Genomic DNA, 16,436 nt, shown 5'->3' on the forward strand with positions numbered 1-16,436 from the left:
GTCAGAACGCCTCTGGCCGCGCTTTTTTAACGATTCCCCCTGTACACGGCTATCTCCGACATTTTTCTAAACGTTCATCTTCCCGAATAGCCCTCGATAGATAAATTTATCTTCGTTATTTCCCTGAAAAAAATCCCCGGAATGCCATAACCGATATAATTTTATTATATTTAAATTTCCAATATTTATTTAATGTTTCACGTAGCAAAGCGCCCATGAACAATAATACACCGCCATATATTTACTGAATAAATAGAATAATGATGATTATTGTTAAAAACACCATGAACACCTCATATTTGTGACCAACATCATTATTCCTCTCCGCGGATTGCTTTACTTTCTTAAATGTTTTTCATCTCCGATAAATAAGAAGGTTAATATACATTCATTTTATCGATAATATCGAATGGGGAAATAAATATGTTATTTACAAGGAAAGTCTTACCTGTATTATGCTGCCTGTGTTTGAGCGGCAGCGTTTTAGCCTCAGGCGTTTTAGACCCAAACAGGCCAATGGTCGCATCATCAGATGTCATTCCAGTCCATGAAGGGCCATTAGGTATGGTCGATGTCGCACCCTACGGCGGCGTTTTCCCATTAACAGCAATCATTAATAAAGCCAATCATAATGTGCAGAACGTGAAGGTTACCGTTTTAGGGAAAGGGGAAAAAGGTATACCGATCAGTTATGATGTCGGCCCGCAGGCTATAAATACCCATGACGGCATACCTGTATTTGGCTTGTATCCAGATTATGTCAATAAAGTTAAAGTAGACTGGACTGAAGAAGGTAAAAAACAAACTTATACGTGGTCCATTTACGCCGCACCGGTATCATTACCCTCGACTACCGGGCAAACCGCCGTTCTTCCTACAGTAGAACCGGTTAAAGTCGATAGCTCGCTTAAAAAACGCTTATATCTTTTTAACCATATAACGGGGATGCCAAGAGCAGGCCACATTATGCATGTCGCAGGCGGCGCGGCGAACTGGGATTATACCGGTATCAACTGGATTAGCGATACGAATGGCGATGTTCGCGGCTATATGAATATTGATAAATTCCGTAACCAGGATGATATAACGCGCTTTGGTTCCATGATGAGCTTCCATCAGGTTAACGATGGCAATCTTATTTTTGGCCAGGGTCAACGTTACTTTAAATATGATTTCTTAGGCCGCGTTATTTCTGATAAACGACTGCCAAAAGGATTTATTGATTTTTCGCACGCCATTACCGAAACGCCGAAAGGCACCTACCTGCTGCGTGTCGCAAAAGAAAATTATCCATTAAATGATAAATTCACAATCAATACTGTGCGTGATCATATTCTTGAAGTTGACCAGAACGGCGATACCGTCGATTACTGGGATCTGCCAAAAATCCTCGACCCCTATCGTGACGACGTTATTCTGGCGATGGATCAGGGAGCAGTATGTTTGAGCGTCGATGCCGAACATTCCGGTCAGGTCATGACCAAAGAGCAGCTTGCAAAACAACCCTTCGGCGATATCGCGGGCTCCGGCCCGGGCCGCAACTGGGCGCATGTTAACTCCGTCAGCTACGATCCTCGCGACGACAGCATTATCATTAGCTCGCGCCACCAGTCTGCCATCATCAAAATTGGCCGCGATAAAAAAGTGAAATGGATACTTTCCGATCCATCCGGCTGGAAAGGCGAACTGGCGAAAAAAGTGCTGAAACCCGTAGACAGCAAAGGCAAACCGCTAACCTGCGAAGCGCACCACTGCGACGGTGGATTTGACTGGACATGGACACAGCATACCGGTTGGTTAGTGCCATCCAAAAGTACCGGAGGTAACACCGTCGTGACCGCCTTTGATAACGGCGATGCGCGCGGCATGGAACAACCGGCCATGCCGTCAATGAAATATTCCCGTGGCGTGGAATATCAGATTGACGAAAAAAATATGACGGTTTCCCAAATGTGGGAATATGGTAAAGAGCGCGGTTTTGACTGGTACAGCGCCATTACTTCCGTCACGGAATATCGCCCGGAAACCAAAACGATGTTTATGTACTCGGCTACAGCGGGAATGAGCGGTACAAAACCGATCGTTTCCGTTCTGGATGAAGTCAAAGACGGTACTCAGGATGTGATGCTGGAGCTAAAAGTACACAGTAACCGTGCCGGTATGCTGGGTTATCGGGCGCTGATTATCGATCCAGAGCAGATGTTTAAAAAATAAAGCGAGATAGTAAAAGTAAAACAGGCGGAAGCTAACTTCCGCCTGAATGGTTAAAACGTATTGTAGTTATGACATTCGCCTTATTACCCTCGAAGAGGAATGCAAAAATATCAATGAATTACCAATCCGGCACCGACCCGATAAACGCAGCGTCATTAGACAAACGCCACAACATACCGCGCCTTTGCTGGTGATATGTCATGAAAAATCTCTTTATCGCCGGGTTAAGTTTATTGCTATATGGCTGCACAACCTTTCCACAAGCCGTAAAACCTACGACAGGCGGACAGCCCTCCCCGACGGAAATCTATATCGTCAGTCATGGCTGGCACACGGGAATTATTGCGCCAGCCCATGATGTTAATACCGTTCTGCCACAGCTTAAAAAACGGTTCGCTCAGGAGACGCAGTGGTATGAAATCGGCTGGGGCGATAAGGGCTTTTATCAGTCACAAGAAATAACCACCGCGCTTACGCTCCAGGCCATGTTCTGGTCATCCGGCGCGGTTATGCACATCGTCGCCTTTTCCGGTCAACCAGAACGCTATTTCGCCGGTAGCGAGATAAAATCACTGCTCCTGCACACAAACCAGCGTAACAGTCTGATGCGTTATCTGGGCCGCAGCTTTGCGCGTGACGCAGAGGGTAATCTGATTCCGTTAAAACAAGGAATTTACGGCGATAGCCAGTTTTACGCCGCGAATGGCCGCTACGGCATACTCAATACCTGCAATAAATGGACAGCGAAGGGGCTGGAAAGCGCGGGACTGACTATAAATCCTTCGTTAAAACTCACGGCAGGAAGCGTAATGAAAGCGATTACGGATCACAGAATGTGTCTGAACAAATACTGTTATCCCTAGAAAACAAAAAAAGCGCCCTGCGGCGCTTTTTTTTCTGGCGGTAACTTATTTGCTGCCAGGGATGCTGAAGCGCTTGTTGAAGCGCTCAACACGACCACCGGTATCAACAACACGCTGCTTACCAGTGAAGAACGGGTGGCATTTGCCGCACACGTCCAGGTTCAGGTCGTGACCCACGGTAGAGTGGGTTTTGATAACATTACCGCAAGAACAGGTTGCAGTAATTTCTACGTAATTCGGGTGAATACCTTTTTTCATGGGGAACCTCAGTGTAAGGCCGCGTCGCTCTTCCAGCCCTAACGCCAGACACCACGCGAAGTTAATAGTAAAGGGTTTGATGCTCACAACACGCACCAAAGGCGGCGAATCATACAGAATTTGACCACCGTATGCAAACTGATCCGCGCTCCCTTATCGTAATGTGTATACTACCCGACGAAATTTCAAGTCAGGAAGATGCTATGTCCGTCGCGCACGTTGCCTTGCCCGTTCCGCTTCCCCGAACCTTTGATTACCTGCTGCCGGAAGGCGGGGTCGCCAAAGCCGGGTTCCGCGTGCGCGTGCCGTTCGGCAAGCAGCAAGAGCGCGTGGGCATTGTCGTCTCGGTTAGCGACCACAGCGAATTGCCGCTCGATGAATTAAAATCGGTCATTGAAATCCTGGATAACGAGCCAATCTTTTCTCCCTCCATCTGGCGCTTACTCCTCTGGGCGGCGGATTACTACCACCATCCCCTCGGCGACGTTCTGTTTCACGCTCTGCCGGTTTTACTGCGTCAGGGAAAACCAGCCAGCAACGCGCCCCTATGGTATTGGTTCGCCACCGAAGAGGGGCAAGCCGTCGACATCAACAGCCTGAAACGCTCCGCCAAACAACAACAGGCGCTGGCGGCGCTGCGGCAAGGAAAGATCTGGCGCTATCAGGTAGCCGAGCTTGATTTTACTGACGCCACGCTGCAAACGCTGCGGCGTAAGGGGCTTTGTGAGCTTGCCAGTGAAACGCCCGCGTTTACCGACTGGCGAGAGCATTACGCCGTCGCAGGAGAGCGCCTGCGGCTGAATACCGAACAGGCGACAGCAGTCGGCGCGATTCACAGCGCGTCGGACGGTTTCTCCGCCTGGTTGCTGGCAGGCGTAACCGGTTCCGGCAAGACCGAAGTGTATCTGAGCGTGCTGGAAAACGTCCTCGCCCAGGGCAAACAGGCGCTGGTGATGGTGCCGGAAATCGGCCTGACGCCGCAAACGATCGCCCGTTTTCGCGAACGTTTTAACGCGCCGGTGGAAGTGCTGCATTCCGGGCTAAACGACAGCGAGCGTCTTTCGGCATGGCTGAAAGCGAAAAACGGCGAAGCGGCGATTGTCATCGGCACGCGCTCCTCGCTGTTTACGCCGTTTAAAAATCTTGGCGTGATTGTCATCGACGAAGAGCACGACAGCTCTTATAAACAGCAGGAAGGGTGGCGCTACCATGCCCGCGATTTGGCAGTGTATCGCGCCCATAGCGAGCAGATCCCGATTATTCTCGGCTCCGCCACCCCAGCCCTGGAAACGCTATGCAACGTGCGGCAGAAAAAATACCGGATGCTGCGTCTGACGCGGCGCGCAGGCAACGCCCGCCCAGCCCTACAGCATGTGCTGGATTTAAAAGGCCAGCGTCTTCAGGCGGGACTGGCGCCCGCCCTTATCGCCCGTATGCGCCAACATCTCCAGGCCGACAATCAGGTAATTTTATTTCTTAACCGCCGGGGATTCGCGCCCGCGCTGCTTTGCCACGACTGCGGCTGGATTGCGGAGTGCCCGCGTTGCGATCACTACTACACGCTGCACCAGGCGCAGCATCATTTACGCTGTCATCACTGCGACAGCCAGCGTCCGGTGCCGCGTCAGTGCCCCTCCTGCGGCTCCACACATATGTTACCGGTTGGGTTAGGGACGGAACAACTGGAGCAGGTGCTGGCGCCCTTCTTCCCCGGCGTGCCGATCTCACGAATCGACCGTGATACCACCAGTCGTAAAGGCGCGCTGGAGCAGCATCTGGCGGAAGTTCACCGCGGCGGAGCGCGCATTCTGATAGGCACACAAATGCTGGCGAAAGGTCATCACTTCCCGGACGTCACTCTGGTGGCGTTGCTGGACGTCGATGGCGCGCTTTTTTCCGCAGATTTTCGTTCGGCGGAACGCTTCGCCCAGCTCTACACTCAGGTTTCCGGCCGCGCCGGGCGCGCGGGCAAACAGGGCGAAGTGGTGCTCCAAACGCACCATCCTGAGCATCCCCTGCTGCAAACGTTACTGTATAAAGGCTATGATGCGTTTGCGGAACAGGCGCTGGCGGAACGGCAAACGCTCCAGCTTCCGCCGTGGACCAGCCACGTCATTATTCGCGCAGAGGATCACAACAATCAGCAGGCGCCCGTCTTTCTCCAGCAGTTGCGTAATCTGATTCAGGCCAGCCCGCTATCAGACGATAAGCTGTGGATCTTAGGTCCGGTTCCGGCCCTCGCGCCAAAACGCGGCGGCCGCTATCGCTGGCAAATTTTACTTCAGCATCCTTCACGGATCCGCCTGCAACACATCATCAGCGGCACGCTGGCGTTGATCAATACGCTCCCTGAAGCGCGGAAAGTTAAATGGGTTCTGGACGTCGATCCGATTGAAGGATAGTCCTCACGATGCGAGGCGGATCGTAAAATTAAAGATCCATCACACTTTTTATGAAAATTCTGTAACCGCTTCCACGCACTATCTGATAAAAATGTTTTCGATGAGTGTTACCAGGGATAGATCTGCGCCAGCAGTTCCCAGGCGAGGAGAAAGAGTGAAATCGAACAAGCAGGTTACTGCCGCTACGATGAAGGATGTTGCGTTGAAGGCGAAAGTCTCTACAGCAACCGTATCCCGCGCGTTAATGAACCCCGATAAAGTCTCCCAGTCGACCCGTAGCCGGGTTGAACAGGCCGCGCTTGAAGTGGGTTATTTCCCGCAGTCGATGGGGCGAAATGTAAAACGCAATGAATCCCGTACGATTTTGGTGATTGTCCCGGATATTTGCGATCCCTTCTTCAGTGAAATTATCCGCGGTATCGAAGTGACCGCGGCAGAACAGGGGTATCTGGTGCTGATTGGCGATTGCGCCCATCAAAACCAGAAAGAAAAAACCTTTCTTAATCTCATCATCACCAAACAGATCGACGGCATGGTACTTCTCAGTTCCCGACTGCCCTTTGACGCCAGCGTTGAGGAGCAGCGCAATTTGCCTCCGATGGTGATGTCGAATGAGTTCGCGCCGGAGCTTGAACTGCCGACGGTACATATCGATAACCTGACCGCCGCGTTCAATGCCATGAACTACCTGTTGGATTTGGGCCACAAGCGGATTGGCTGTATTGCGGGGCCGGAAGATATGCCGCTCTGTCACTATCGCTTACAAGGTTACGTACAGGCATTAAGACGCAGTGGCATTGTGGTCGATCCGCATTACATCGCCCGTGGCGACTTTACCTTTGAAGCCGGGGCAAACGCATTAAAGCAGTTGCTTGAGCAACCGTTGCCGCCTACCGCCGTCTTTTGTCATAGCGACGTAATGGCGCTGGGCGCGCTCTCCTGGGCCAAGCGCCAGGGTCTGAAAGTACCTGACGATCTGTCGATTATCGGCTTTGACAATATCGCGCTGGCCGAGTTTTGCGACCCTCCGTTGACAACCGTGGCGCAGCCGCGTTTTGACATTGGTCGCGAGGCGATGCTGCTGTTGCTCGATCAGATGCAGGGGCAAAATGTGAGCAGCGGCTCGCGTTTAATGGATTGCGAGCTGATTATTCGCGGTTCTACGCGCGCTTTACCCTAAAGTAAATAGCTTTAAGACTCACCTGTCTGGTCAAAGGCCCGCCGCTTCAGTAACATGACGGGCTGACGAACGAATAAATACAGCGAAACGATAGTGGCACAACGAGATTATGTACGTCGCGGCCAACCGGCTCCTTCGCGGCGCAAAAAGAGCACCTCACGGAACTCACGGAAGAAGCAAAGCAACATGCCTGCCGTCTCGCCGGCAATGGTCGCGATTGCGGCAGCCGTCCTTGTGACCTTTATCGGCGGTCTGTACTTCATTACTCACCATAAGAAAGAAGAGTCCGAAACGCTACAAAACCAGAAAGTCACCGGCAATGGGCTTCCGCCAAAACCGGAAGAGCGCTGGCGTTACATCAAAGAGCTGGAAAGTCGCCAGCCGGGCGTGCGTACGCCAACGGAACCGTCCGCCGGCGGCGAAGTCATGAATCCGAATCAGCTCACCAGCGAACAGCGTCAACTCCTGGAGCAGATGCAGGCGGATATGCGTCAGCAGCCAACGCAACTTAACGAAGTGCCGTGGAACGAGCAGACGCCAGAACAACGCCAGCAAACGCTACAGCGCCAGCGTCAGGCGCAGCAGCAGCAGCAGTGGGCTCAAACGCAGCCTGTTCAGCAACCACGTACGCAGCCGCGGGTAAACGAGCAGCCGCAAACACGCACGGTACAGTCCGCCCCGGCGCAACCCGCGCGCCAAAGTCAGCCGCCGAAGCAGACGGCCTCGCAGCAACCTTATCAGGATTTGCTGCAAACGCCGGCGCATACCAGCGCGGCAGCGCCAAAAGCCGCGCCCATTACGCGCGCGCCTGAAGCGCCGAAGGCGACAGCAGAGAAAAAAGATGAACGTCGCTGGATGGTGCAATGTGGTTCATTCAAAGGCGCTGAGCAGGCAGAAAGCGTCCGCGCTCAGCTGGCATTTGAAGGCTTTGACTCCAAAATTACCACCAATAACGGCTGGAATCGCGTGGTTATCGGGCCGGTGAAAGGTAAAGAAAATGCCGACAGCACCATTAACCGTCTGAAGATGGCGGGCCATACAAACTGCATTCGACTCGCCACCGGGGGTTGAAACCCTCAAAATCTCCCCCATCTATACTTGCATTATGCCCCGTACGCCGTACGGGGCCGCAATTCAGCATTAGTAACCAAGGGGTCTGCTCGTGACAACAATAGTAAGCGTACGCCGTAACGGCCACGTGGTAATCGCCGGTGATGGTCAGGCCACACTGGGTAACACAGTAATGAAAGGCAACGTGAAGAAAGTCCGCCGCCTCTACAACGACAAGGTCATTGCGGGCTTTGCGGGCGGTACTGCGGATGCATTCACGCTGTTCGAGCTGTTTGAACGTAAACTGGAAATGCATCAGGGGCACCTGGTCAAAGCCGCCGTTGAACTGGCGAAAGACTGGCGTACCGACCGTATGCTACGCAAACTGGAAGCGTTGCTGGCCGTCGCGGATGAAACCGCCTCGCTCATCATCACGGGTAACGGCGATGTCGTGCAACCTGAAAACGATTTAATTGCTATCGGCTCCGGCGGTCCTTATGCCCAGGCTGCCGCTCGCGCTCTGTTGGAAAATACCGAGCTCGGCGCGCGCGAAATTGCTGAAAAGGCGTTGGATATTGCAGGCGATATCTGCATTTACACCAACCATTTCCACACCATTGAAGAATTGACCGCCAAAGCGTAAGGACCTCTCATGTCTGAAATGACCCCACGCGAAATTGTCAGCGAACTGAACAAACACATTATCGGCCAGGATAACGCAAAGCGTTCCGTGGCAATTGCATTGCGTAACCGCTGGCGTCGTATGCAGCTTGATGAAGAGCTGCGCCACGAAGTAACGCCGAAAAATATTCTGATGATTGGCCCGACCGGCGTCGGTAAAACCGAAATCGCCCGTCGTCTGGCAAAACTCGCCAACGCGCCATTCATTAAAGTCGAAGCCACCAAATTCACCGAAGTGGGCTATGTCGGGAAAGAAGTGGACTCTATCATCCGCGATCTGACCGATGCCGCGGTGAAAATGGTTCGCGTACAGGCTATCGAGAAAAACCGCTATCGTGCGGAAGAGTTGGCGGAAGAACGTATTCTCGACGTACTGATCCCACCCGCAAAAAATAACTGGGGCCAGGCCGAACAGCAGCAGGAGCCTTCTGCCGCCCGTCAAACGTTCCGCAAAAAACTGCGCGAAGGCCAGCTCGACGATAAAGAGATCGAGATTAACCTCGCCGCCGCGCCGATGGGCGTAGAGATTATGGCGCCTCCGGGCATGGAAGAAATGACCAGCCAGTTGCAGTCTATGTTCCAGAACCTGGGCGGTCAGAAACAGAAACCGCGTAAGCTGAAAATTAAAGACGCGATGAAACTGTTGGTTGAAGAAGAAGCTGCTAAGCTGGTCAACCCGGAAGAGCTGAAACAGGACGCTATCGACGCGGTTGAACAGCACGGCATCGTGTTTATCGATGAAATTGACAAAATTTGTAAGCGTGGCGAAACCTCCGGCCCGGATGTTTCACGCGAAGGCGTACAGCGCGACTTACTGCCGCTGGTAGAAGGCTGCACGGTTTCAACCAAACACGGGATGGTCAAAACGGATCATATTCTGTTTATCGCCTCTGGCGCGTTCCAGGTGGCGAAGCCGTCTGATCTGATCCCGGAACTGCAGGGCCGTCTGCCGATTCGCGTTGAACTTCAGGCGCTGACCACCAGCGATTTCGAACGCATTTTGACCGAGCCAAACGCCTCCGTCACCGTGCAGTATAAAGCGCTGATGGCAACTGAAGGCGTCAATATCGAGTTCACCGATTCCGGTATTAAACGTATTGCCGAAGCCGCCTGGCAGGTTAACGAAACCACCGAAAACATCGGCGCGCGCCGTCTGCATACCGTACTGGAGCGTCTGATGGAAGAAATTTCCTATAACGCCAGCGATCTGCACGGCCAAAACATCACAATTGATGCGGAATATGTGAGCAAACATCTGGATGCGCTGGTCGCAGATGAAGATCTAAGCCGTTTTATCTTATAATCGCGTCCAATGCATTTTCATCACTGTTGATGGGGCTGAAAAGCCCCATTTTTATTGGCGCTAAATATGACTGAACAACAACAAATTAGCCGCACCCAGGCCTGGCTGGAAAGCTTACGACCCAAAACCTTACCCCTCGCCTTCGCGGCGATTATCGTCGGTACGGCCCTGGCATGGTGGCAAGGCTATTTCGATCCTCTGGTCGCACTGCTGGCCCTTATCACCGCCGGGCTGCTGCAAATTTTATCCAACCTCGCCAACGATTATGGCGACGCTGTCAAAGGCAGTGATAAACCGGATCGCATCGGGCCGCTGCGGGGGATGCAAAAAGGCGTCATCACCCGGCAGGAGATGAAGCGGGCGTTAATCATTACCGTCGTGCTGATCTGTATCTCCGGACTGGCGCTGGTGGCGGTCGCGTGCCATACGTTAAGCGATTTTGTCGGCTTCCTGATTTTGGGCGGGCTGTCGATTATCGCCGCCATCACCTACACCGTGGGTAATCGGCCCTACGGTTATATCGGGCTGGGTGATATCTCTGTCCTCGTATTCTTTGGCTGGCTAAGTGTCATGGGGAGCTGGTATCTCCAGGCGCATACGCTGATTCCGGCGCTGATTCTCCCGGCCACCGCCTGCGGTTTACTGGCGACGGCGGTGCTGAATATTAATAACCTGCGCGATATTAATAGCGACAGAGAGAACGGCAAAAACACCCTTGTAGTACGACTGGGCGATGTCAACGCGCGTCGTTATCACGCCTGCCTGTTGCTAGGCGCGCTGCTCTGTCTGGCGCTGTTTAATCTGCTCTCGCTACACAGTCCGTGGGGATGGTTGTTTATTCTGGCCGCGCCCTTGCTCATTAAACAAGCGCGCTACGTAATGCGCGAAAGGGAGCCTGCGGCAATGCGCCCGATGCTTGAACGTACCGTTAAAGGCGCGTTGTTAACCAATCTGTTATTTGTGATTGGGATACTCTTAAGTCAGTGGGCCGTTTAACTGACAAATATCAATTAACAATTGATGATTTTGCCAACAGTATACTTAGCGCGATATACTAAAAATTCTCGCAGCAACTGAACGTTAAGCCTATGAAATACGATACTTCCGAGCTTTGTGACATCTATCAGGAAGATGTCAACGTCGTGGAACCGCTGTTCTCTAATTTTGGAGGGCGGTCGTCGTTTGGCGGACAAATCATCACGGTAAAATGTTTCGAGGACAACGGGTTGCTGTACGATCTGCTCGAACAAAATGGCCGTGGTCGGGTTCTGCTGGTCGATGGCGGCGGTTCTGTCCGCCGTGCATTAGTCGATGCGGAGCTGGCGCGTCTGGCCACGCAAAATGAATGGGAAGGGCTGGTTATCTATGGCGCGGTGCGTCAGGTGGACGATCTGGAAGAGCTGGATATCGGCATTCAGGCGATCGCCGCCATTCCGGTTGGCGCCGCAGGTGAAGGCATTGGGGAAAGCGATGTGCGCGTCAATTTCGGCGGCGTGACGTTCTTCTCCGGCGATCATCTCTATGCCGACAACACAGGAATTATCCTTTCCGAAGACCCGCTTGATATCGAGTGATCAAAAAAGGCGCCGTAAGGCGCCTTTTTTATGCGTTGTCGCTGATTGCCGGATGTCGGCTTACGCCTTATCCGGCCCACCGGTATCCGCATTCTAAATCCTCTATAGATTTCGCGTCAGGGCAAGGCGGCAAGTAAGTGAATCCCCAGGAGCATAGGCCACTATGTGACTGGGGTGAACGCACGCAGCCAACGCCGCCATAACGTGAAATATGACGAGGATTAGACTTCTTCCATACGACCAAGCAGCGCCTGCAAACGTTCCTGCCAGCCGCTCTGCTGTTCCTTCAGAGAATTATTTTCACGCTCGAGTTCTTCACGTTGATGCTGTGCAGACTGCACTTCCTGCGTCAGGCTGTTGTTCTTTTCTTTCAGCTCTTCAATTTCCATCTGTAACAGGGTGATGGTGTCAATCGCCTGCTGTACTTTTGCTTCCAGTTTCTCAAACACTTCTAAAGACATGATCTTACCTCTCCTGAATTGCAAGGCGACGCTTCACGTAAACGCGCACAACATATAGTGTCGATTGTATGAAGCCCCGCTCTCGCTGTCCAGCGACATACCGCGTAGATCGCGGTTTGCAGCAATTTTCATCCATCTCCTGGTAACATTCATTCAATAACTTAAAAGTGTTAACATATTGGTTAATGAAATGATTCAATTCACTCTCTTCTGCTGTCTCAAAATGCGCCTCATGGCGCGATAACGCTCATTTTATTGACGCAGTACACACATTTTGATTTCGATATTTCTCGTTTTTGCTCGTTAACGATAAATTAACAGTGTGCCTACAGGGCATCGTGGATGTCCATGACCTCCTCGCATACCAATAATCATTACATACTCTTCAGGATCCGATTATGAGTCAAACATCAACCTTAAAAGGCCAGTGCATTGCTGAATTCCTCGGTACCGGGTTGTTGATTTTTTTCGGTGTGGGTTGTGTCGCTGCGCTTAAAGTTGCCGGAGCTACTTTTGGACAGTGGGAAATCAGCGTCATCTGGGGTCTGGGAGTAGCGATGGCTATCTACCTGACGGCAGGTGTTTCTGGCGCACACCTGAACCCGGCAGTGACCATCGCACTCTGGCTATTTGCCTGTTTCGACAAACGTAAAGTTGTTCCTTTTATTATTTCTCAAGTTGCCGGCGCCTTTTGCGCAGCGGCGTTAGTTTACGGGCTTTATTACAATCTTTTTGTGGACTTCGAACAAACCCACCATATCGTCCGTGGCAGCGTTGAAAGTCTCGATCTCGCAGGCATTTTCTCAACTTACCCGAATCCTCATATCAATTTTGTGCAGGCCTTCGCGGTTGAAATGGTGATTACCGCTATTCTGATGGGGCTGATTCTGGCGCTGACCGACGACGGTAACGGCGTACCTCGCGGTCCGCTTGCGCCACTGCTCATTGGTTTACTGATCGCCGTTATCGGTGCCTCTATGGGGCCGTTGACCGGGTTTGCGATGAATCCGGCGCGTGACTTTGGCCCCAAAATGTTCGCCGGGCTTGCCGGCTGGGGTGAAATTGCGTTTACCGGCGGTAGAGACATTCCTTACTTCCTGGTGCCGCTGTTTGGCCCCATCGTCGGCGCCATTCTGGGCGCGTTTGCTTATCGCAAATTTATTGGCCGTCATTTGCCGTGCGATACCTGCGTCGTGGAAGAGAAGGACTCCACCGCGACCACACAACAAAATGCTTCGCTGTAATCTGATTACGGGACAAAATTATGACTGAAAAAAAATATATCGTTGCGCTCGACCAGGGTACCACCAGCTCCCGCGCGGTCGTTATGGATCATGACGCGAATATCGTCAGCGTATCACAGCGTGAATTTGAGCAAATTTATCCTAAGCCAGGCTGGGTAGAACACGACCCGATGGAAATTTGGGCGTCCCAAAGCTCAACGCTGGTAGAAGTACTGGCTAAGGCCGATATCAGTTCCGATCAGATTGCCGCTATCGGTATCACCAACCAACGTGAAACCGCGATCGTCTGGGAACGTGAAACCGGCAAACCGATATACAACGCTATTGTCTGGCAGTGCCGTCGTACCGCCGATATTTGCGAACAGCTTAAACGCGACGGCCTGGAAGATTACATCCGCGACAATACCGGTCTGGTCGTCGACCCGTACTTCTCTGGCACTAAAGTGAAATGGATCCTTGACCATGTGGAAGGTTCGCGCGAACGCGCGAAGCGTGGCGAGCTGCTGTTCGGTACGGTGGATACCTGGCTTATCTGGAAGATGACGCAGGGCCGCGTCCACGTTACGGATTACACCAACGCCTCACGAACCATGCTGTTCAACATCCATGATTTGGACTGGGACGATAAGATGCTGGACGTGCTGGATATCCCACGCGCGATGCTGCCCCAGGTACGTAAGTCCTCCGAAGTCTACGGCCAGACCAATATTGGCGGTAAAGGCGGTACGCGTATTCCTATCGCCGGGATTGCCGGGGATCAGCAGGCCGCGCTCTTCGGCCAACTGTGCGTAAAGGAAGGAATGGCAAAGAATACCTACGGCACCGGCTGCTTTATGCTGATGAACACCGGCGAGAAAGCGGTAAAATCGGAAAACGGCCTGCTGACCACCATCGCCTGCGGACCAAGCGGCGAAGTCAACTATGCGCTGGAAGGCGCGGTGTTTATGGCGGGAGCGTCCATTCAATGGCTGCGTGATGAAATGAAGCTCATCAGCGACGCGTTCGACTCCGAATATTTCGCCACGAAAGTGAAAGATACCAACGGTGTCTACGTAGTTCCGGCCTTCACCGGTCTGGGCGCGCCGTACTGGGACCCGTATGCCCGCGGCGCCATTTTTGGCCTGACCCGCGGCGTGAACTCTAATCACATTATCCGCGCGACGCTCGAATCCATCGCTTACCAGACCCGCGACGTACTGGAAGCGATGCAGGCCGACTCCGGCATCCGCCTGCACGCTCTGCGTGTGGACGGCGGTGCAGTGGCCAACAACTTCCTGATGCAGTTCCAGTCAGATATTCTCGGCACGCGGGTGGAACGCCCGGAAGTGCGCGAAGTGACCGCGCTGGGCGCCGCCTATCTGGCTGGTCTGGCCGTCGGTTACTGGCAGAACCTGGACGAGCTGCAGGAAAAAGCCGTCATTGAGCGAGAATTCCGCCCCGGCATTGAAACCACCGAGCGTAACTACCGTTACAGCGGCTGGAAGAAAGCGGTTAAACGCGCAATGGCGTGGGAAGATCACGACAAGTAATACTATCAGTCGGCCTATTTTATAGGCCGACTCACTAAAAATGGCATTAATCGCTTATTTTACTGGTATATATCTGCGTAATTTTATCTTCCATCTCCTGGTAGCTATCAATAAATTGATAATCAACATGGTTATTATATTTCGTAGCATAAGGATACGCATAACCTTGTGAATTCTTTCGATCTGACGTAGTAAAGAAAAACTTAGCATATCGGCGTGGTGATACTCCCTCAAACTGAATAAAATTCACTTTCTGGGTATCATTAATGTTTGTATCATTAATGGCATCGTCATGGAGATCTAAGGCAAGGCTTTTTTCATAAGGCTCTATATAGTAAACACTAACAATACCTGCAGCAACAATATGACGAGCACAATTATGGCAAGGATATGTAGTAGTGAACATAATCTTATTTTTAGTGGATGCCTCTCCTGTACGTGCTAACGTTGTAATGGCATCCATTTCAGCATGTATCGCTCTCGAATATTCAATTAAAGATTTTATTGGGGAGTTGCTATAAATATTAGATGCAAGTTTTTCTACAAAGTCAGTATCAACGAATATACTCCGAATAGCTTTTTCTAATAAAGGTTTTGATGAACTTTGCGTGAGCACATTATCTAAACTTAGATTGATTTGTTTAGTTATGCTATCTTTAATTTTAGCTTTATGCATGTCATTATAACATTTACCTCCCTTATGAATACATCTGAAATCTTTATTTTCATCTTCAAATGTATACAGCCCTCCACCAGGTCTGGGCACATCATTTCTTCCGGTTGATAAAATATTCCCTTCATGGTCAACAATAGCCGCTCCAACCTGCCGAGACAAACATGCAGATTGAAGAGAAGCGCTAAAGGCATTAAACATACCTTTCTCATGCAGTGATGGGGTGAGTCCATTTTTTCCATGAATCAAGCCCAAAAACCGTTCTACTTTATTATTTAGCTGAGTTGAATGACTTTGATTATTTCTTATAAAGAAATCGGCATCAAGAATAGTTTTTTCAACTTGCTGCCCTTTGCTTCCGCCACTTTTACGATCTAAATGTATGAGTTCATCTATATGCTGAGGAGAAATCCCTTCATCTCTTAAGTTTCTTTTTCTCTCAGATTCGTTTCTTACAACTCCTATTAGATAGAAGTTATGTTGATAAACAAGTCTTAATAACTCAACTTCAGCAGGGTTTTTTAATTGATCGATAATATACACAAACCTTTCATTAAAACGTGCTTCAGCATTTATCGAAGTTCTTGATTTTTGTTTTATTTCAGCAATACTGGCAATAGCGGCCTCAGCCATAATCTGAGGGCCATAATTTTCTCTTAGGGCATTACCTTGATTTTGCTTTTCTATATATCGGTTATAGGGATCAGTATTTACAGAAGTTTTTTTAACTTTATCCATTAAAGAACTTATGTGGATATGATGAACCTTATAACCAAGATTTTCAAGATTATTTTCAAATGCTAATCTAATTGCTTTTATTCCAGACCCAATTGGCCCACAGAAAGCCAAAATCAATTCTTTTGATTGCCTGTTTTTTATAATTTCAATTGAATTTTGGGAGGAGGAATCTTGGTCAGAAGAAACAGGAGGAAGTTTTTGTGCAGTATTAGTTCCCATTTAAATGCTCACAATCTACAGTTGAGAGCACTCAATATAGAATACTT

General features: G+C 50.8%; 14 protein-coding genes. 11 read left to right on the forward strand and 3 right to left on the reverse strand.

The window, feature by feature from the left end:
* Positions 1-423: 423 nt before the first annotated feature.
* The gene (locus ACLD4K_RS08315) at positions 424-2,214 is read left to right on the forward strand and encodes an aryl-sulfate sulfotransferase (RefSeq protein ID WP_411011680.1); all 1,791 of its coding nucleotides are present in this window, start codon (positions 424-426) and stop codon (positions 2,212-2,214) included.
* 200 nt (positions 2,215-2,414) lie between these two features.
* Positions 2,415-3,077, forward strand: coding sequence for a TIGR02117 family protein (locus tag ACLD4K_RS08320; protein WP_079821336.1), 663 nt, complete (start codon positions 2,415-2,417; stop codon positions 3,075-3,077).
* Positions 3,078-3,122: 45 nt separating this feature from the next.
* Here ACLD4K_RS08320 and rpmE read toward each other — a convergent pair whose 3' ends face one another.
* Complete coding sequence (rpmE, locus tag ACLD4K_RS08325) at positions 3,123-3,335, reverse strand: 50S ribosomal protein L31 (RefSeq protein ID WP_000715284.1); 213 nt, start codon at positions 3,333-3,335, stop codon at positions 3,123-3,125.
* A 203-nt stretch (positions 3,336-3,538) separates the two neighbouring features.
* On the opposite strand from rpmE, the gene priA reads away from it, so the two are divergent.
* The 7 genes from priA to rraA all read left to right on the forward strand — a co-directional run bounded on the left by priA (position 3,539) and on the right by rraA (position 11,525).
* Positions 3,539-5,737, forward strand: a complete 2,199-nt coding sequence (priA, locus tag ACLD4K_RS08330) for a primosomal protein N' (RefSeq protein WP_076933430.1) — start codon at positions 3,539-3,541, stop codon at positions 5,735-5,737.
* A gap of 154 nt (positions 5,738-5,891) precedes the next feature.
* Positions 5,892-6,917: a DNA-binding transcriptional regulator CytR gene (cytR, locus tag ACLD4K_RS08335; protein ID WP_000841337.1), complete on the forward strand. Its 1,026-nt coding sequence runs from the start codon at positions 5,892-5,894 to the stop codon at positions 6,915-6,917.
* Between the two features lie 93 nt (positions 6,918-7,010).
* Positions 7,011-7,988: a cell division protein FtsN gene (gene ftsN, locus ACLD4K_RS08340; protein WP_000068809.1), complete on the forward strand. Its 978-nt coding sequence runs from the start codon at positions 7,011-7,013 to the stop codon at positions 7,986-7,988.
* Positions 7,989-8,079: 91 nt separating this feature from the next.
* Entirely contained in the window at positions 8,080-8,610 is a 531-nt protein-coding gene (hslV, locus tag ACLD4K_RS08345) for an ATP-dependent protease subunit HslV (RefSeq protein WP_000208240.1), read from the forward strand.
* A 9-nt stretch (positions 8,611-8,619) separates the two neighbouring features.
* Positions 8,620-9,951 carry an HslU--HslV peptidase ATPase subunit gene (gene hslU / locus ACLD4K_RS08350; RefSeq protein ID WP_001293360.1) on the forward strand — a complete coding sequence of 444 codons (1,332 nt, stop codon included), beginning with the start codon at positions 8,620-8,622 and terminating at the stop codon, positions 9,949-9,951.
* Positions 9,952-10,017: 66 nt separating this feature from the next.
* Entirely contained in the window at positions 10,018-10,947 is a 930-nt protein-coding gene (gene menA, locus ACLD4K_RS08355) for a 1,4-dihydroxy-2-naphthoate polyprenyltransferase (RefSeq protein ID WP_411011681.1), read from the forward strand.
* A 92-nt stretch (positions 10,948-11,039) separates the two neighbouring features.
* Positions 11,040-11,525 (forward strand): ribonuclease E activity regulator RraA, encoded by a 486-nt coding sequence (gene rraA / locus ACLD4K_RS08360; RefSeq protein ID WP_000872918.1) that lies wholly within the window; start codon positions 11,040-11,042, stop codon positions 11,523-11,525.
* A gap of 221 nt (positions 11,526-11,746) precedes the next feature.
* Here rraA and zapB read toward each other — a convergent pair whose 3' ends face one another.
* The gene (gene zapB / locus ACLD4K_RS08365; RefSeq protein ID WP_000051370.1) at positions 11,747-11,986 is read right to left on the reverse strand and encodes a septal ring assembly protein ZapB; all 240 of its coding nucleotides are present in this window, start codon (positions 11,984-11,986) and stop codon (positions 11,747-11,749) included.
* A 398-nt stretch (positions 11,987-12,384) separates the two neighbouring features.
* Between zapB and ACLD4K_RS08370 the strand changes: the two genes are divergently transcribed.
* Both ACLD4K_RS08370 and glpK read left to right on the forward strand, forming a co-directional pair.
* Positions 12,385-13,230 (forward strand): MIP/aquaporin family protein, encoded by an 846-nt coding sequence (locus tag ACLD4K_RS08370; protein WP_000084285.1) that lies wholly within the window; start codon positions 12,385-12,387, stop codon positions 13,228-13,230.
* 20 nt (positions 13,231-13,250) lie between these two features.
* The gene (gene glpK, locus ACLD4K_RS08375; protein WP_000136808.1) at positions 13,251-14,759 is read left to right on the forward strand and encodes a glycerol kinase GlpK; all 1,509 of its coding nucleotides are present in this window, start codon (positions 13,251-13,253) and stop codon (positions 14,757-14,759) included.
* A gap of 46 nt (positions 14,760-14,805) precedes the next feature.
* On the opposite strand, the gene ACLD4K_RS08380 is transcribed toward glpK, so the two are convergent.
* Positions 14,806-16,389 (reverse strand): anti-phage dCTP deaminase, encoded by a 1,584-nt coding sequence (locus ACLD4K_RS08380; RefSeq protein WP_411011682.1) that lies wholly within the window; start codon positions 16,387-16,389, stop codon positions 14,806-14,808.
* Positions 16,390-16,436 lie beyond the last annotated feature (47 nt).

The organism is Salmonella sp. 741265055_HSA, assembly GCF_046569525.1.
GTDB classification, from domain to species: Bacteria; Pseudomonadota; Gammaproteobacteria; order Enterobacterales; family Enterobacteriaceae; genus Salmonella; species Salmonella enterica.